The 17174-nt window shown below is 73.6% G+C and carries 18 protein-coding genes; 12 read left to right on the forward strand and 6 right to left on the reverse strand.

All coding sequences use genetic code 11. The features are described from left to right. Positions 1-34 precede the first annotated feature (34 nt). Complete coding sequence (locus ABZ459_RS30385) at positions 35-682, forward strand: DedA family protein (RefSeq protein WP_357977400.1); 648 nt, start codon at positions 35-37, stop codon at positions 680-682. On the opposite strand, the gene ABZ459_RS30390 is transcribed toward ABZ459_RS30385, so the two are convergent. From ABZ459_RS30390 to ABZ459_RS30405, 4 genes are all read right to left on the reverse strand, one after another. Next, positions 626-1366, reverse strand: coding sequence for a GntR family transcriptional regulator (locus ABZ459_RS30390; protein ID WP_357977403.1), 741 nt, complete (start codon positions 1364-1366; stop codon positions 626-628). The genes ABZ459_RS30385 and ABZ459_RS30390 overlap by 57 nt on opposite strands. A 28-nt stretch (positions 1367-1394) precedes the next feature. Beyond that, the gene (locus ABZ459_RS30395; protein ID WP_357977406.1) at positions 1395-2096 is read right to left on the reverse strand and encodes an HAD family hydrolase; all 702 of its coding nucleotides are present in this window, start codon (positions 2094-2096) and stop codon (positions 1395-1397) included. Continuing rightward, positions 2093-2818, reverse strand: coding sequence for a hypothetical protein (locus tag ABZ459_RS30400; RefSeq protein WP_357977409.1), 726 nt, complete (start codon positions 2816-2818; stop codon positions 2093-2095). The genes ABZ459_RS30395 and ABZ459_RS30400 overlap by 4 nt, the downstream gene beginning before the upstream one ends. 110 nt (positions 2819-2928) lie before the next feature. Continuing rightward, positions 2929-3582 carry a GntR family transcriptional regulator gene (locus ABZ459_RS30405; RefSeq protein ID WP_357977412.1) on the reverse strand — a complete coding sequence of 218 codons (654 nt, stop codon included), beginning with the start codon at positions 3580-3582 and terminating at the stop codon, positions 2929-2931. A 60-nt stretch (positions 3583-3642) separates the two neighbouring features. Here ABZ459_RS30405 and ABZ459_RS30410 point away from each other — a divergent pair, with 60 nt between their 5' ends. Both ABZ459_RS30410 and ABZ459_RS30415 read left to right on the forward strand, forming a co-directional pair. Beyond that, complete coding sequence (locus tag ABZ459_RS30410) at positions 3643-4830, forward strand: CoA transferase (RefSeq protein ID WP_357977415.1); 1188 nt, start codon at positions 3643-3645, stop codon at positions 4828-4830. Then, a complete protein-coding gene (locus ABZ459_RS30415; RefSeq protein ID WP_357977418.1) occupies positions 4827-5672 on the forward strand; it encodes a CoA ester lyase in 846 nt (281 codons plus the stop codon). The genes ABZ459_RS30410 and ABZ459_RS30415 overlap by 4 nt, the downstream gene beginning before the upstream one ends. Here ABZ459_RS30415 and ABZ459_RS30420 read toward each other — a convergent pair. Then, the gene (locus ABZ459_RS30420; RefSeq protein WP_357977421.1) at positions 5669-6307 is read right to left on the reverse strand and encodes a TetR/AcrR family transcriptional regulator; all 639 of its coding nucleotides are present in this window, start codon (positions 6305-6307) and stop codon (positions 5669-5671) included. The two genes, ABZ459_RS30415 and ABZ459_RS30420, sit on opposite strands and share 4 nt — an antisense overlap. A 130-nt stretch (positions 6308-6437) precedes the next feature. On the opposite strand from ABZ459_RS30420, the gene ABZ459_RS30425 reads away from it, so the two are divergent. The 9 genes from ABZ459_RS30425 to ABZ459_RS30465 all read left to right on the forward strand — a co-directional run bounded on the left by ABZ459_RS30425 (position 6438) and on the right by ABZ459_RS30465 (position 15810). Then, positions 6438-7415 carry a sugar ABC transporter substrate-binding protein gene (locus ABZ459_RS30425; RefSeq protein WP_357977424.1) on the forward strand — a complete coding sequence of 326 codons (978 nt, stop codon included), beginning with the start codon at positions 6438-6440 and terminating at the stop codon, positions 7413-7415. A 40-nt stretch (positions 7416-7455) separates the two neighbouring features. Next, positions 7456-8496 carry an ABC transporter permease gene (locus ABZ459_RS30430; protein WP_357977427.1) on the forward strand — a complete coding sequence of 347 codons (1041 nt, stop codon included), beginning with the start codon at positions 7456-7458 and terminating at the stop codon, positions 8494-8496. Further along, positions 8493-9248 (forward strand): ATP-binding cassette domain-containing protein, encoded by a 756-nt coding sequence (locus ABZ459_RS30435; protein WP_357977430.1) that lies wholly within the window; start codon positions 8493-8495, stop codon positions 9246-9248. Before ABZ459_RS30430 ends, ABZ459_RS30435 begins: the two co-directional genes overlap by 4 nt. A gap of 108 nt (positions 9249-9356) precedes the next feature. Next, a complete protein-coding gene (locus tag ABZ459_RS30440) occupies positions 9357-10316 on the forward strand; it encodes an alpha/beta hydrolase (RefSeq protein WP_357977433.1) in 960 nt (319 codons plus the stop codon). 88 nt (positions 10317-10404) lie between these two features. Next, positions 10405-10821 (forward strand): nuclear transport factor 2 family protein, encoded by a 417-nt coding sequence (locus ABZ459_RS30445; protein ID WP_357977436.1) that lies wholly within the window; start codon positions 10405-10407, stop codon positions 10819-10821. Positions 10822-10998: 177 nt separating this feature from the next. Beyond that, entirely contained in the window at positions 10999-12318 is a 1320-nt protein-coding gene (locus tag ABZ459_RS30450; protein ID WP_357977439.1) for an MFS transporter, read from the forward strand. Further along, entirely contained in the window at positions 12315-13256 is a 942-nt protein-coding gene (locus tag ABZ459_RS30455) for a hypothetical protein (RefSeq protein WP_357977442.1), read from the forward strand. Before ABZ459_RS30450 ends, ABZ459_RS30455 begins: the two co-directional genes overlap by 4 nt. Next, positions 13253-14308: a DUF917 domain-containing protein gene (locus ABZ459_RS30460; RefSeq protein WP_357977443.1), complete on the forward strand. Its 1056-nt coding sequence runs from the start codon at positions 13253-13255 to the stop codon at positions 14306-14308. Before ABZ459_RS30455 ends, ABZ459_RS30460 begins: the two co-directional genes overlap by 4 nt. Continuing rightward, a complete protein-coding gene (locus ABZ459_RS30465; RefSeq protein WP_357977445.1) occupies positions 14305-15810 on the forward strand; it encodes a helix-turn-helix domain-containing protein in 1506 nt (501 codons plus the stop codon). The genes ABZ459_RS30460 and ABZ459_RS30465 overlap by 4 nt, the downstream gene beginning before the upstream one ends. 21 nt (positions 15811-15831) lie before the next feature. On the opposite strand, the gene ABZ459_RS30470 is transcribed toward ABZ459_RS30465, so the two are convergent. Further along, positions 15832-17052 (reverse strand): right-handed parallel beta-helix repeat-containing protein, encoded by a 1221-nt coding sequence (locus ABZ459_RS30470; protein ID WP_357977448.1) that lies wholly within the window; start codon positions 17050-17052, stop codon positions 15832-15834. Positions 17053-17174 lie beyond the last annotated feature (122 nt).

The raw sequence follows: 17174 nt of genomic DNA on the forward strand, positions 1-17174 counted from the left end.
TGGAGGAGGTGGGGAGCGGGGTTAGGGTGGCCGCGTGCATATCGACGAATGGCTGCAAGCGATCCCCGCCGCCTGGTTGTGCGCGATGGTCGCGCTCGTGATCGGCCTGGAGAGCCTCGGCATCCCGCTGCCCGGCGAGATCGTGCTGGTCAGCGCCGCCATTCTGTCCGCCAAGGGCGTGGTCAGCCCGGTCGCCGTCGGCGTGTGCGCGAGCGCGGGGGCGATCGTGGGTGACTCCGCCGGCTACGCCATCGGGCGCAAGGGCGGCCGTCGTCTGTTCGAACGGCTGGGCCGCCGCTTCCCCCGCCACTTCGGCCCCCGCCACGTCGCCAAGGCCGAGGACTACTTCCACCGGTACGGCGTCTGGGCCGTGTTCGTCGGCCGCTTCATCGCGCTGCTGCGCATCCTGGCCGGGCCGCTGGCGGGGGCGCTGCGCATGCCGTACTGGCGGTTCGCCGTGGCGAACGTGCTGGGCGGCATCGTGTGGGCGGGCGGCACCACCGCGGTGATCTACTATCTCGGGATGGTGGCCGAGAAATGGCTGAAGGGCTTCTCCTGGGTCGGGCTCGGGGTGGCCGTGCTGTTCGGCATCGGCACCACGCTCTACCTCAAGCGCCGCGCGGCCTCAGCGCTCGATGAGGGTGACCTCGAGGGAGTAGTGAGAGGCCCGATAGACGTGTGAGCCGTGCTCGACGGCCCGGCCCTGGTCGTCGTACGTCGTCCTGATCATGGTGAGCAGCGGCGCGCCGCGGCGCTCGTCGAGCAGCTTGGCCTCGACCTGGCCGGCGGCGCGGGCCCCGATGCGCTGGTTGGCCACCCGCATGCGCACGCCCGCGCCGCGCAGCACCTCGTACAGGCCGCGGCCCTCCAGGTCGGCGGCGGAGAGCGGGGCCAGGCCCAGCGGCAGCCAGTTGTGCAGCACGGCGAGCGGCTCGCCGGCGGCGAAACGCAGGCGTTCGAGGTAGAGGATCTCGGTGCCGGGCTCGACGCCCAGGATGGCCGCCTTGTCCTCCTCGGCCGGGCGCGGCTCCAGCGCGAGCACCTGCGTGGCCGGTTCCTGGCCCGAGCGGCGCAGGTCGTCGTAGAGGCTGGTCAGCTCGACCGAGCGCTTGACCTGGCCGTGCACCACCTGCGTGCCGACGCCGCGCTTGCGGACCAGCAGGCCCTTGTCCACGAGGTATTGGATCGCCTGGCGGATCGTCGGCCTGGACAGGCCGAGCTTGTCGGCGAGCAGGATCTCGTTGTCCAGCCGGGAGCCGGGCGCCAGGTCGCCGCGCCGGATCGCCTCGGCGATCTGCTCCGCCACCTGGAAGTAGAGCGGCACAGGGCTGGATCGGTCCAGGTCGATGGCCAGGTTCGGGGTCATGCTGATCAGCCTAACCGAGGTCAGAATGTCAAGACAAATAGCGAGTGGCGAGCAGCGCGGGCAGCCCGGCGAGCGAGGTGAGGCGGGGGAATCCGGCCGGCGCCGCCTCGGCGCCCAGCCGGTCGATCCACACCGAGGGCATGCCGGCCGCCGCCGGGCCGCGTACGTCGTTGTCGAGGTCGTCGCCCACCAGCAGCACCTGCTCGGGCGGCAGCCCGAGGGCCCGCGCCGCCGCGGCGTAGCAGGCGGCGGACGGCTTGAAGTGCCCGCCCAGGCACTCGCCGGTCAGCACCGGGCCCACGTCGAGGCCGAGCGCGCGGACCTTCGCCTCCTGCACGCCCTGCGAGCCGTTGGTCAGGACGCCCAGCGTGTAGCCGCGCAGCTCGGCGAGCGCCGGGGCCACGTCGGGGTAGGCGGCCCAGCCGCGCCGGTAGTGGTCGGCGTAGCTCGCGAAGGCGGCCTCCAGGTCGGCGGGCGCCTCGACGGACAGCTCCCGGCACAGGGCGCGCACCCGGCGGCGGCGCTGCTCCTGCCACGAGCACTCGCCGGCCTGCCAGGCGGCCAGGTGGGGGATCTCCAGCGCCGCCCACAGCGAGGCGACCTCGGGCAGGCGGGAATGGCCGGGGACCAGCTCCGACGCCCACGCGGTGATCGCGGCATCGGCCGCGCCGCGATGGTCGAGCAGAGTGCCGTCGAGGTCGAACAGGATGCCCTTGATGGTGCCGCTCACCCGGCGAGCATATCGGCGGCGACGCGGGCCGCCGTCTCGCGCGGCGGGTAGCCCAGGGTGAGGCCGCGCACCGAGCGCGGCGCGCCGGCGAAGCGGGCCTCGGCGTCCTCGCCCAGCACGTAGGCCAGGGCGGGGGACAGGCCGCGATGCGACTCCAGCGCCGCCACCTCGGCCGCGGCCCGCTCGGGGGGCAGGGCCTCGTGGTAGTCGGCGATCAGGGAGTCGAGGTCGAAGAGCCGCTCGTAGGGCTCGGTGGTGCCCGCCACGACCCTGACGGCCGCGCCGTCGGCGCGTGCCCGGTAGACCAGGCCGGTGCCGCCGCTCTTGGCGAACCAGCGCAGCGCCTCCTCGGCGGGCAGGGTGAAGGTGCCGTACGGCTTGCGCCCGTACAGCAGGGCCTCGGCGATCCAGCGGTCGCACCACTGCTCGTCGCGGTACGGCGTCGGCGACCCCGGGTCGCAGCTCAGGCCCTGGGCCAGCACCGGGTTCCAGGCCGAGACCAGCGGGCTGCTGAAGCGCGGCATGCGGGGGCCGAGGCAGCGGCTCAGCGCGTAGCCGTACCAGACGGTGACGACCTCGGTGCGCCGCTTGGGACGCCTGCGCTCGTAGGCGCCGTTCATCACCTGGCCGTCGGGGTGGCGCCAGGGGCCGGGTTCGGTGGCCTGGTCTGCGGGGACCCGGGGGGTGCGGTAGTCGGGATTGAGCGTCCACGCGTCCGCCACAGTGTCGGCTCCTTCGGCGTCGGGGTCGCGGCAAGACCATCAGAGTGACTCATCGTGCAACACCCGTCACGGTGAATCAATGAACCGGTGGTGAACGATGATGTTTGTCATCAGTGGTGCTTGCGGTACTCGCCCGCCTGCCGGATGTGGTCGATCATGACGCGTTCGGCGGCCTCGGCGTCGCCCGCCTCCAGGGCGGCCAGCAGCCGCTCGTGCGCCTGGAGCTGCCGCCCGACCTGAGCCGGGTCGAGCCACAGCGACGCCTCGGCGGGCACCGGGACGCCGTTGCGCACCGACCTGGCGTGGGCGCCGAGGAAGGCCGGGCCGCCGATGTCGACGATGCGCAGGTGGAAGCGGCTGCTCTGCTCGGCCAGCCGGTCGTGCCTGCCCTGCTCGGCGTCGGCGGCCATCTCGCGGTGCAGGTCGCGCAGCCGGGCGAGGTCGTCGGCGGTGATCCGGGCGGCGGCCAGCCGCGCCCCCAGGCCCTCGACGACCGCGCGCAGCCCGTAGTACTCGGCCAGGGCGTCGTCGCCGAGGTCGATGACGGTCGCGCCGTGGTGGGCCTCGTAGCTGATCAGCCGGTCCTTCTCCAGCCGGCGCAGCGCCTCGCGCACGGGGGTGACCGAGACGCCGAGCCGCCGGGCGACGGCCCCGGCGCGCAGGGCGGTGCCGCCCGGGATGCGGCCGCCGCGGATCTCGTCCAGCAGCACGCTGTAGACGTACTCGGCCTTGCTCATGGGCGGCGTGGGCTCGCTGGCTGTCATGTCCCCAGTCTCTCGCACGGCCGGTCGCGGCTATTACTTATTTCTTATAACTTACAAACTATGACAAGTCTCGCCGACCTGCGGGTCATCGACGCGGCGACGCTGTTCGCCGGTCCCTCCGCCGCGATGATGCTCGGCGACTTCGGCGCCGACGTGATCAAGATCGAGCACCCGCGCCGCGGCGACCCCTCGCGCGGCCACGGCGCCTCGGTGGACGGCGTGGGCCTGTGGTGGAAGTCGTTGTCCCGCAACAAGCGCACCGCCGCCGTCGACCTCTCCCGCGCCGAGGGCCAGGAGATCCTGCGCCGCCTGGCCGAGCGCTCCGACGTGCTGATCGAGAACTTCCGTCCCGGCACCCTGGAACGCTGGAACCTGGCCCCAGAGGACCTGCTCAAGGCCAACCCGCGGCTGATCGTGGCCCGGATGACCGGGTTCGGGCAGGTCGGGCCGATGGCCGGGCAGCCGGGGTTCGGGACGCTGGCCGAGGCCATGAGCGGGTTCGCGGCCATGACCGGCGAGCCGGACGGCCCCCCGACCCTGCCGCCGCTGGCCCTGGCCGACGGCATCGCGGGCCTGGCCATGTCGTACGCGATCATGGTGGCCCTGCACGCCCGCGCGGCGACCGGCCGCGGGCAGGTGATCGACCTGGCCATCATCGAGCCGATCCTGGGCCTGCTCGGGCCGCAGATGACCGCGTACAAGGCGCTCGGGGTGGTGCCGCGGCGCACCGGCAACCGGTCCAGCAGCAACGCCCCGCGCAACACCTACCGCACCCGCGACGGCCGCTGGGTGGCGATCTCCACCAGCGCCCAGCCCATCGCCGAGCGGGTCGTCACCCTCGTCGGGCGGCCGGACCTGGTCGAGCAGCCGTGGTTCGCCAGCGGTCACGGTCGCGTCCAGCACGTGGACGAGCTGGACGAGGCGGTCGCCACCTGGATCGCCGCGCGCGACGCCGACGAGGTGATCGCCCGCTTCGAGGAGGCCCAGGCCGCCGTCGCCCCCATCTACGACGTCACCGACCTGGCGACCGACCCGCAGTACGCCGCGCTCGGCACGTTCGTCGAGCTGCCGGACGCGGAGCTGGGCACGGTCACCCTGCAGAACGTGCTGTTCCGCCTGTCGGAGACGCCCGGCGAGATCCGCTGGCCCGGCCGCCCGCTCGGCCACGACACCGACGAGGTGCTCGGCGAGCTGGACTACCCGGCCGAGACCGTCGCGGCCCTGCGCGAGGCCGGGGTGATCGCGTGAACCCCCCCGTCACCTGGCTGTACGTGCCCGGCGACCGTCCCGAGCGCTTCGCCAAGGCCGTCGCCTCGGGCGCCGACGTCGTCATCATCGACCTGGAGGACGCGGTCGCGCCCGCCGCCAAGGACGCCGCCCGCGCCCACGCCGTCGCCTACCTGCGCGGGCCCAGGCAGGCGGGGCCGCGGATCCACGTCCGGGTGAACGACGTGACGACCGCGCGCGGCCTGGACGACCTGGCGGCCGTGGGCGAGCTGGCCGACGCCGTACGGCTGCCCAAGGTCGAGTCGGCCGCCGCGCTGGACGCCCTGCCCGGCACGGCCCCCCTGTACGCGCTGCTGGAGTCGGCGGCCGGGATCGTCGAGGCCCGCGCCGTGGCCGCGCACCCGCGGGTGGCCGGCGTGGCGTTGGGCGAGCAGGACCTGGCCGCCGAGCTGTCCCTCACCGACGAGACCGCCATGAACCAGCTCAGGCTGCAGGTCGTCCTGGCCGCCGCGGCCGCGGGCCTGCCGCCGGTGCCCCTGTCGGTCTACCCCGACATCAAGGACGAGGACGGTCTCCTCGCCTCCTGCCGGGCCGGCCGCGCGCTCGGCCTGTTCGGCAGGACCGCCATCCACCCCGCGCAGCTCCCGGCCATCCGGCGGGCCTTCCGCCCCACCGAGGAGGAGACGGCTCGGGCCGCCGAGATCGTCGAGGCGGCCGAGCGGGCGGGCACGGGCACAGGGGCGGTCGCCCTGCCCGACGGCCGCTTCGTGGACGCCCCGGTCCTCGCCAGGGCCCGCCGCGTGCTGGACCTGGCCCGCCGGCTCGCCCCCGCGGACCCGGCGGGCCCGGCGGCGCACGGCTAGCGGGACGGGTACCAGCGGACCTGCAGCTCCTCGTCCGCCGGGGCCGGGCCGGGCAGGTCGCGGTGGGCGGGCGGCACCCGCAGCGAGTCCATCATCAGCGTCAGGTAGCGGTGGCGGAGCTGGGCGGTGCGCTCCTCGTCGCCGAGCTTGATCGAGGCGATCTGCTCGAACAGCAGCGCGATGTCGGCCACCGTGACGTCGGCCCGCAGCACACCCGCCTCGACCGCCCGGCGGTGCAGCCGGGCGGCCAGGTCGCCGGCGTGGACGGCGTCGTGGTAGAGCTCCTCCGTCGGCTGGAAGGTGCCGGCCAGCTTGATCGTCAGCGAGTTGGTGTCGGCGTCCACGATGCCGCGCAGGTAGGAGGCGAACGCCTCCCAGGGGTCGCCCTCGTCGTCCATCGCCCGCTGGGCCACGGCGGCGTAGAGCTTCAGCCCGTCGCCGCACAACTTCTGCAGCAACGCCTCCTTGCTGGGGTAGCGGCGGTAGAGCGCGCTGATCCCGACGCCCGCCTTCTCGGCCACGGCCGCGATGGGGGCGCCCGGATCGGCGGTGAAGACCGCTCTGGCCGCCTGGAGGATCAACTCGTCGTTGCGGGCGGCCTGAGCCTTGCGGCCGCTCATGGGTGCGCTGGTCATGCCTTCAGCATACGGGAACGAAAGATTCCGTTCTACTTCCGGCGAAGATCGAAGCGCTGGTCCGTATGTCTATACAAAGAGATCACAGTGCGGTAGAACCAGGCTAGCCCGTTGGTCTTGGAGGTATTCGATGAGACGTACCCCGATCGTGCTGGCGCTGGCCGGCGTACTGGCCCTGACCGGCTGTTCCTCCTCCGCCGAGCCGGGCGCGCAGAGCGCCGCGCCCGGCTCGGCCGCCGCCCCGGCGGCCGGCGGCAGCTTCGCCGTCATCACCCACGGCGGCGCCGGGGACGCCTTCTGGGACGTGGTCAAGAACGGCGCCGAGGCCGCCGGCAAGCAGTACGGCGTCAAGGTCACCTACCAGGGCGACGGCGACCCGGCCAAGCAGTCGCAGCTCATCGACCAGGCCGTCTCGGAGAAGGTGGACGGCCTCGTCGTCTCCATGGCCAACCCCGACGCGCTCAAGGAGGCCATCGGCAAGGCCGTCGCGGCCAGGATCCCGGTCGTGACCATCAACTCCGGGGCCGACTCCTCCAAGGCGTTCGGCGCCCTCACCCACGTCGGCCAGTCCGAGGACGTGGCCGGGCGCGGCGCGGGCGAGCAGCTCAAGGCCGCGGGCGTCACCAAGCTGCTGTGCGTCGTGCACGAGGCCGGCAACGTCGGCCTCGACCAGCGCTGCAAGGGCGCCGAGCAGACCCTCGGCGGCACGGTCGAGCGCCTGCAGGTGGACGTCGCCAACCTGGCCGACGTCACCTCCAAGGTCACCGCCAAGCTGCAGTCGGACAAGCAGGTCAACGGCGTGCTCGCGCTCAACCCGGCGGTCGCCGTGGCGGCCAGGGACGCGATCAAGGACTCGGGCTCGCAGGCCAGACTCGCCACCTTCGACCTGTCGGGCGACGTGGTCGCCGCGATCAAGGACGGCGAGATCCTGTTCGCCGTCGACCAGCAGCAGTACCTGCAGGGCTACCTGCCGATCACGTTCCTGAAGCTCTACAGGGACAACCTCAACACCGTCGGCGGCGGGCTGCCGGTCAACACCGGGCCCGGGTTCGTCACCAAGGACAACGCCGAGCAGGTGGCCAAGCTGGCCGAGGCGGGCACCCGATGAGCGGCCGCCGGGACGAGGGCCGGGGCGGGGAGGGCCGCCGATGACGGCCGCTCCCGCGCGGGCCGACGAGCGGGTCGCCCGGGTCGGCCTGGCCCGCCGCCTGATCGTCCGGCCCGAGCTCGGCGCCGTGGTGGGGCTGGTCGTGGTGTTCGCGTTCTTCGCCGCGCAGTCGGAGGTCTTCCGCTCGCCGGCCGGGATCGCCAACTGGCTCGACCCGGCCGCCACGCTCGGGATCATGGCGGTCGCGGTGGCGCTGCTCATGATCGGCGGCGAGTTCGACCTGTCGGCGGGCGTGCTGACCGGCACCAGCGGGCTGATCCTGGTCACGCTGGCCACCCGTTACGGGTTCGGCGTCTGGCCGGCGATGCTGGCCGGGCTGGTCGTGGCGCTCGCCGTCGGGTTCGCCAACGGCCTGGTGGTGACCCGGACGAAGCTGCCCAGCTTCATCGTCACGCTGGGCACGTTCCTCATGCTGCAGGGCGTCAACCTCGGCGTCACCAAGGCCATCACCGGGACCGTGCAGGTCGGCGGGCTGCGCCGGGCGGCCGGGTTCGACGGCGCCAGCGCGCTCCTCGCCGGGACGATCCAGATCGGCGGCACGTCGTTCCGGGTGGCGATCCTGTGGTGGATCGCGATCACCGCGCTGGCCACGTGGGTGCTCATGCGCTCAAGGCCGGGCAACTGGATCTTCGCGGTGGGCGGCGACGAGCAGGCCGCGCGGGCGGTCGGGGTGCCGGCCGCCCGGACGAAGATCGCGCTGTTCATGACCACGTCGGTGGCCGCCTGGCTGGTCGGCTCGATCCTGGCGCTGCGCTACACCTCCGTCCAGGCCAACATCGGCATCGGGCAGGAGTTCATCTACATCATCGCGGCCGTCATCGGCGGCTGCCTGCTGACCGGCGGGTACGGCTCCGCCGTCGGCGCCTCCATCGGCGCGGTGATCTTCGGCATGGCCGACAAGGGCATCGTGTTCCTGGGCTGGGACGCCGACTGGTTCAAGTTCTTCCTCGGGGCCATGCTGCTGCTCGCCACGCTGGCCAACCGGATGGTCCGGCGCTACGCCGAGGAGGTGCGGCATTGATCCTGCAGACCCGCGACATCGGCAAGACGTTCGGCTCGGTGCTGGCCCTGCGCGGCGTGTCGATGGGCGTCGAGGCGGGCTCGGTCACCTGCGTGCTCGGCGACAACGGCGCCGGCAAGTCCACGCTCATCAAGATCCTGGCCGGGGTGCACCAGCACGACACGGGGACGTACCTGGTGGACGGCGCCGAGGTGCGCTTCGCCAGCCCGCGTGAGGCGCTCGACCGCGGCATCGCCACGGTCTACCAGGACCTGGCGATGATCCCGCTCATGTCGGTCTGGCGGAACTTCTTCCTCGGCTCCGAGCCCCGCAGGGGCCTGGCCTTCGACGTGGCCAGGGCCCGCCGGGTGGCGGCGGAGGAGCTGCGCGCGATGGGCATCGACATCCGGGACGTCGACCAGCCCGTCGGCACGCTGTCGGGCGGCGAGCGGCAGTCGGTCGCCATCGCCAGGGCGGTGCATTTCGGCGCGCGCGTCCTCATCCTGGACGAGCCCACCTCGGCGCTGGGGGTCAAGCAGGCGGGCATGGTGCTGCGTTACATCGCCCGTGCCCGCGACCGGGGGCTCGGCGTGGTGTTCATCACCCACAACCCGCACCACGCCTACCCGGTCGGCGACCGGTTCCTGCTGCTCAACCGCGGGACCGGCATGGGCGAGTACGCCAAGGCCGACATCGGCAAGGACGAGCTGACCGCGCTGATGGCCGGCGGGGCGGAGCTGGCGGAGCTGGACCACGAGCTCCGGCGCGAATGAGAGCCGCTTGATCGGAATTTGACGGAACCGGGCGATCGGATCGAGGTGCGCCAAGGCAGGAACGGGGTGGACGACGACTGACGACCCGGGGCGGCCACCGTGACGACGATGATCAGCAAGCAGATCGTGCTGGAGAAGGCGGCGCAGGAGTTCGCCGACGCCAACGCCAAGCGGCCCTTCATCTACGAGCTGCCGCCCGAGCAGGGCCGCGAGGTGCTGGAGAAGCTGCAGTCCGACCCGGGCGTGCCCAAGCCGGAGATCGACGAGGAGTGGATCCAGGTCCAGGGCGGCCCGACGGGCATCGTCCCGGTGCGCATCGTCAAGCCCAAGGGGGCCACGGGCACGCTGCCGGTCGTCTTCTACATCCACGGCGCGGGCTGGGTGTTCGGCTCGGCGCACACCCACGACCGGCTCGTACGCGAGCTGGCCGTGCGGACCGGCGCCGCCGTCGTCTTCCCCGAGTACGACCGCGCGCCCGAGGCGAAGTACCCCACGCAGATCGAGCAGAACTACGCCGCCGCCCAGTGGGTGGCCGAGCACGGCGCGGAGAAGGGGCTGGACCCCTCCCGCATGGCCGTGGCCGGCGACTCGGTGGGCGGCAACATGTCGATCGTGCTGACGCTGATGGCCAAGGAGCGCGGTGACGTGCGGCTGCTCGGCCAGGTGTTGTTCTACCCCGTCACGGACGCGAACTTCGACACCGGGTCCTACAAGCAGTTCGCCACGGGCTACTACCTCAACCGGGACGGCATGAAGTGGTTCTGGGACCAGTACACGACAGATCCGGCGCAGCGCGCGGAGAGCCACGCCTCGCCGCTGCGCGCGAGCGACCAGGAGCTGCGCGGCCTGCCGCCGGCCCTGGTGCTGAACGGCCAGGCCGACGTCCTGCGGGACGAGGGCGAGGCGTACGCGGCCCGGCTGCGAGAGGCGGGCAACGACGTCACGGCGGTCGAGCTGGCGGGGATGGTGCACGACTTCGCCATGGTGGACCTGCTGCGCGACACCAACGCCAACAAGGCCGCCATGAGCCTGGCGGTCGCCAAGCTGCGCGAGTGGCTGAGGCCCTGATCTACAACGTAAAGACGCCTGCGTTCCACGCTGCCCATACGGTGAGAAAGAACCATATTTCTCCACCAAGACAAAGGAGTACGGAAGCGTGGCACGCGACGCTGTCTGGGCCGTTATTACCGGCATGTACGACGCCTACGCGCGAGACGACAGGCAGGGCATCGACCGGCTCCTCCACCCGGAGGCCACGATCTGGGACTCCGCCGAGCCCGGCCTGATCACCAACAGGCGGCAGCTCGACAGAGTGCGCGACGCGCGTCCGTCGGACGGCCCGGCGGAGACCTCCGTCCGGGCCTTCGACGAGATCGTGGACGTGTGGGGCGACACCGCCCTGGCCCGGTACCTGCTGCAGGTGGATTTCGAGCACGGCGACCCGGAACTGGTCCGGACGACGAGCGTGCTGCGTCTGGTGGACGGCGAGTGGAAGATCGTCCACGTGCACGAGAACACGCTCAGCTCGTGCACCAGGACACACACGGACGACGTGCGCGAGGACACGCCCTGACGACGTGAACGGGCGCGGGCGCGCCGTGTGACGGTCCCGGCAGTGACCCGGGCAGTGACCCCGGCAGTGCGCCGCGCACAGCCGGGGCGGCCCCGGCCGGGCGTCGCGCACACCGAGGCGAAAGGGGGACGGCCCTATGGTGCGGCAATACTTCGCGCCCCCCTCCGAGGAGCTTGCATGACCGCCACCGACGCACCGACGCTCCCCATCGGGGCGGCGTTCGACCGGATGCCGTTCTCCCGCCGGCACGTGCTCATCGCGCTCGCCCTGTTCATCGCCTTCGTCATCGAGTCCTGGGAGCAGCTCGCCCTGGTCTACGTCGCCGGCGACCTCGGGCCGGCGTTCGGCATCGACGAGGCCGGGATCGGCGTCGTGCTGTCGGCGGTGGCGTTCGGCATGATCCCCGGCGTGCTGGTCTGGGGGCCGCTCGCCGACCGCGTCGGGCGCAGGCCGACCGCGTTCTGGTCGCTGCTGGCCTACGGCGTGATCGCGCTCGCCTCGGCGTTCGCGCCGAACATGGCGACCCTGGTCGCGCTGCGCGTCGGCTCCGGGCTCGCGCTGGCCGGAATCTACACGATCACCTTCCCGCTCTTCCTGGAACTGCTGCCGACCAGGCACCGGGGCCGGGCGGCGGTCTACCTGTCGATCGGCTGGCCCATCGGCATGCTGGCGGCCATCGCCGCCTCGGTGACGCTCGGCGGGCTCGGCTGGCACGTCGTGGTCATCGCCAGCGCGGCGGCCGGGCTGTGGGCGTTCGCGATCAGGGCGTGGGTGCCCGAGTCGCCGTACTGGCTGGCCGCCCGCGGGCGGCAGGAGGAGGCGCGGGCCGTGCTGCGCGTGCTGGGCAGCCCCGACGCCGAGGCCACATTCACGGTGGCCGGGACGGTGGCGAGCGAGCGCGCGGGCAACCCCCTGGATCTGTTCCGCGGCCGGCTGGCCCGGATCACCGTGCTCATGCTGCTGCTCAACTTCGTCTTCAACTGGGGCTACTGGGGGCTGCAGACCTGGCTGCCGACGCTGCTGCAGGCCAAGGGCCTGTCGCTGTCGGCCTCGCTCGGCTTCGCCGCGCTCAGCGCGCTGATGATGATCCCCGGGTACGTGAGCGCGTCCCTGCTGACCGGCCGGTTCGGCCGCAAGAAGGTCTTCCTGTTCTACGTCGTCGCCGCCGTGCTGGGCGGCCTGTGGTTCGCCACCGCGAGCAGCCTGACCGGCCTGTACCTGGGCAACTTCGTCCTGTCGTTCTTCAGCCTGGGCGCGTGGGGCGTCTGGAACACGTGGAACGGCGAGTTCTACCCGACCGCCCTGCGCGGCACCGGCTACTCCTGGGCCACGGCCTCCCAGCTCGTGGCCACCACGGTCGCGCCGTCGGCCGTGGGCGCGCTGCTGGCCCATGCCACCGGCTTCACCGCGACGATGCTGGTGATCAACGCGTTCATGGTGGCCACGGCGCTGCTGGCCATGCCGCTGCCCGAGACCGAAGGGCGCGAGCTGGAGTGATCCTCGGCGTCGCGCTGGACGGGCCGTCGCCGGCGGTGGTGGCCGTCGGCGACGGCGCGCCGCCGTCGCGGGCCGTCCGCGCCTGCGTGGCGGTCGACCTCGACGGGATGCCGCGCGCGCCGGTGGCCGCGATCCGCGTCGGCGGACCGTGCCCGCCGGTGCTGCGGCCGGTGGCCGACCCGGGGGTGGCCACGATCGTGCGCGGCGGGCACAGCCTGACCGGCCGCCCGCTGGCTCCGCTGGACACCGGCGCGGTACGCGAGTTCGCCGCCGGCTGCGGCCTGGTCGACTTCGCGGTGACGGCGACCGGGTCGCCGATGCTGGCCGACCACGAGCTGGCGGTGGCCGCGATCATCGCCGCCGAGGTGCCCGCGGCCAGGATCACGCTGTCGTACGAGTTCGGCCGCCCCGGCCTGCGGGAACGCGAGGCGCACGCGATCAGGAACGCCGCACTCGGCCCCGAGGCGGGCCGGATCGCCGACCGGGTGGCGCGGGAGCTGCCCGGGGTGCCGGTGTTCTTCGCCCGCACCGGCAGCGGCCTGGTGTCGGCGCACTACTTCCGCAGGTACCCGCGGGCCTGCGACCGCGGCGGCACGACCAGCCTGCGCCGCGGCCGGGCCGCCCTGGCCACGGCGGACGTCCCGGCGCCGTTCGAGGTGATCGAGCCCGGCGGCGCGGGCGACGACCTGCTGGCCGCGGCCTACGGGGCGGCGCTCGCCCGTCCCGAGGCCCAGGTGGAGCGCATCGTGCAGGCCCGCGGCCGGGCCGAGCTGGACCGGGCGCTGCAGGACGCCAGGGACGAGGCCCTGACCCGCGTGGTCAGCGCCGGCGCCGCCCCCGGCTTCGCCCGGATCGCCGAGACCACCGTCAACCCGCTGTCCTACCTGCCCGACGGCTTCTACCGGGTGCGCGTCACGGCCGAAGGCGCGACGCCGTGACCCGGCTCGTCGGCCCCGATGAGCTGCGCCGCTTCTCGGCGGGGTCGCGGCTGTTCGCCACGGGCGCGGGCGAGTCCTCCTACGGCCTCACCCTGGCCTGGGCGGAGTCGGTGCTCGGCGACGGCGTCGAGCTGGCCGCGGCGCACGAGCTGGACCCGGGGACGTTGTGCATGGTGGTCAGCCTGGTCGGGTCCACGACCGCGCTGGGCGAGCAGCTGCCCGCGGGCGACGAGCCCGTACGGGCGGTGCGGGCGCTGGAGCGGCGGCTGGGGGAGCGGGCCGGGGCCGTGGCGGCGCTCAACCTGGCGGCCGAGAACGCGCTGATCCCGCTGGTCGCCGCGGCGGCCCTGGGCGTGCCGCTGGTCGACGGCGACGGGACGGGCCGGGTGTTCCCGCTGGTGGAGCAGACGACGTACACGCTGGGCGGGCTCAGCGCGACCCCGCTGGCGCTGGCCGGGGCGTCGGGGGAGCTGGTGCTGCTGGAGACCGCGGGCGGCCGGGTGGAGGAGCTGCTGCGTCCCGTCGTGCTGGCGGTGGGCGGTTGGGCGGTGGCCGCCTGCTACCCGATGGCGGCGCGGGACCTGGCCCGGGTGCTGGTGCCGGGCACGGTCAGCCTGCTGCTGGCGGCCGGGGTGCCCGGCGCGCCGCGCTCGGCGGCCGCCCCGTACGGGGTGCGCACGCTGTGCGCGGGCCGCATCCTGGCCGTCGAGGGCAGTACGGGGCACGGCGCCGACGTGGCCATGCCCTCGCTGCCCTCCAGCATCGTGGTGCAGGAGACGGGCGGCCTGCGCAGGCTCGTCCGGCTGGAGGCGCACAACGAGATCGTGCTCGCCCTGGCCGACGGGGCGCCGGTGGCGATGGCGCCGGACCAGGTCTGCATGATCTCGTCCGCCGATGGCCTGGTCGTGGACGTCGACAAGGCGGCGCCCGGCATGGAGGTGGAGGTCATGGTGGTCAAGGCCGCGCCGGTCTGGCACACGGACGCGGGGCTCGCGCTGGGCGGGCTGCGGGCGTTCGGGATCCCCTTCGAGCAGCGGGCGGAGTCGCCGTGAGCGGCCTGCGCGAGCCCGGCTGGGAGGCGCCGGTCACGGTGGCGGAGCTGGTCAACACCGGCCCGCTGGCCGGGGCCCGGATGTACGGCAGCGGCGACAACCCCGTGCACCAGGTCCGCATCGTGGACGACCTGTCGGTGTTCGGCGCGGTGACGCCGCACACGGCGGTCGTGCTGATCGGGGCGGCGGCCGGCGGCGGCTGGGCGGTCGAGATGGCCATGCGCCGGGCCTGGGAGCAGGCGGCGGCCTGCGTGATCGCGCCGTCGGGCGGCCTGAGCGCCGGGTCGGGCGAGGTGCTGGCCGACCGGCTCGGCGTGACCCTGATCTTCGTGGACGAGGACCCGCTGATCGTCGCCGTCCGGGTCGCCTCGGCGGCCTCCAGGCCGGAGGCGGCCCGCACCCAGCTCGTCGCCCGCTGCGCGACCCGGCTGGCCGACGCGGGCCCCTCGGCGCGGCGGGTGCTCGGGGTGCTCAACGCCGAGCTGCCCGGCACGTCGGTGGCCTTCCTCGACCGGTACGGTCTGCACGTCGCCGGCCGCCAGAGCGCCACCCGCGCGCCGGGCGAGCACGAGCCGGCCCGAACGCCGGGGTCCCGGTGGGCGGCCGAGGTCGAGGTGCCCGGCCAGGAGGGCCCCGCGCTCGGGACGCTGGTGGCCGCCGGCACGTCGCGTTCGCCCGGCTGGCCGGCGGTGGTGCGGACCGTCCTGGGATTGGCGGTGGCCCCGCTGGCGGCGTGGGCGGCCCAGGAGCGCCTGCGCGCCTCGCGCGACTTCGCGCTGCAGTCGGCGCTGGCCCGGCGGCTGCTCGCGGCGGGCCGGCCGGCCCACGAACCGGCCGGCGACGGCGGCATCTGGCTGGAAGGGGCCCCGGCCGAGGCCGTCGCGCTGGGATGGGGGGTGCGCGGCACGCTGACCGCCTACCACGTCCGCCCGATGGGGGCGCTGGCCGACGACGGGCCGTTGGTGCAGGCGCTGGTCACCGCGGCGCTGGGCCAGGTGCCGGTGCTGCGGCGCGGCGAGGGGTGGGCCGGGTGGTCGCCGGAGCCGCCCGGCGAGCTGGCCGAGCACCTGCGACGCTGCGTGCACGGCATGCCCTGGCCGTGCGCGGCCGGGGTGGGCGCGGCGGTGGAGGGGCTGGAGGCGGTGGGGGAGTCGCTGCTCGGCGCCGAGGCGGCGGCGTTCGTGGCCGGCGCGGGCACGGTGGCCCGCGCCGACCGGATGGGACCGGCCGAGCTGCTCGGCGCGCTCCCGGCGGGGGTGCTGCGCGCGCCGGCGACCGTCGTGCTCCAGCCGCTGCTGGCCGTCGACAAGGACGGCACGCTGCTGGTGACGCTGGCCGCCGTCCTGGACGAGGGCGGCGCGCTCAAGGCCGCCGAACGCCTGGGCGTGCACCGCAACACGGTCACCACCCGCCTGGACCGCATCAAGGCCGCCGGCTTCGACCTGGACGACGCCGCCACCCGCCTGGCGCTCCAGCTCGCCTGTCACGTGCTGCTGCGCTGAGCCGGGGGCGGCGTCGCCGGGTCAGTAACCTCTGGTGAGGCGGACGCCCGCGCCGACCTTGCGCCGCTTCCCGACGCCGTCGAGGAGGTTGCCCGACGAGGCGATCGACATCGACTCGCCCTCGCCCTTGGCCAGCAGGATGCCGGTCTCGCGCTTGGTGCCGTGGCCGACGACGGTGTTGCCGGTGATCGCGGCGTGGCCCGCGCCGTAGTTGACCGCGTCCAGCGCCAGGTAGACGAAGTCCACGCCGTCGGGGAGCGGGCCGGTCGCGGCGATCTTGCGCTCGGGCGGCGCCGAACCGCTCTGGCGGGCCTTGCGCAGCTCGGCCAGCGCGTTCGGGGGCGGCAGGAACTTGTGCACGCGGTTGCCGGTGATCGTGGTGGCGGCATCGCCCTGGAGGTCGCAGCGGATGCCGTAGTACGTCTGGCCGGCCGTGCTCTCGGCGCCGAAGTCCTCGATGTAGTTGTCCTGGATCGAGGTGCCGAAGCAGCGGTGGGCGTCGATGGCGTTCTTCGGCGTCCCGTACAGGTGCAGGCCGCTCATCGTCCAGCCGGCCGCGTTGTCGCTCTGGATGGCGTTGGTGCCGCTGAAGCCGATCCAGGAGCGCTGCAGCGTCCAGTCGGTGACGGAGTTGCCGGGGTCGACGACGCGGATCCCGGCCTCGGCGGCGCCCTCGATGTAGACGTCGCTGATGACGCTGTTGACCATGGTGTTGCGCAGCGTCGTGCCGTTCTTGGACGGGTTGCTGATGCGGATGCCGTCGGACGGCGTGCCGTAGATGTCCACGTCGTAGACCCGGGTGTTCCACGACCGCAGCAGCAGGCCGACCGTGCCGGTGTTGTGGTCGCGGTTGCCGTCGATGGTCAGCCGCTCGACGCGCACGCTCTCGCCGCTGAACTCGGTGTCCTCCAGCCAGCCCTTGGAGGCCAGCACGGCGGGCAGGTTGGCGCCGTCGGCCTGCTTGAGCACCGTGCCGGCCTTGGCGTCGCCCCGGTAGGTGCGCCGGTCGGCCAGGCTGATCGTGGCGTTGATCAGGCACGGCCCCTTGATGACGATCTCGTCGCCGTCCTTGGAGGAGTCGATGGCGGCCTGGATCGCGGCGGCGTCGCCGGGGGCGTCGGAGCAGGCGGCCTCCACCCTGGCGGCCGAGGCGGGCGCGGCCGGCGTCAGCACGGCGACACCGGCCAGGCCCGCGGCGAGCGCGGCCGAGCCCGCGAGAAGGCGCGTTCGTAACGCAGTCATGTGAGTCCCCTCGTGAAGATGGTCATGACGGGGACACAGCCTCCCCAGGCTTGCGCGTGCCCCCGCGTTGTCGATCATCTTCACAGACCGGAGAACAATCCGTGCGTTTTTCGGTCGAATGC

The sequence above is a fragment of the Nonomuraea sp. NPDC005692 genome (assembly GCF_040631115.1).
In the GTDB taxonomy this organism is placed as follows: domain Bacteria; phylum Actinomycetota; class Actinomycetes; order Streptosporangiales; family Streptosporangiaceae; genus Nonomuraea.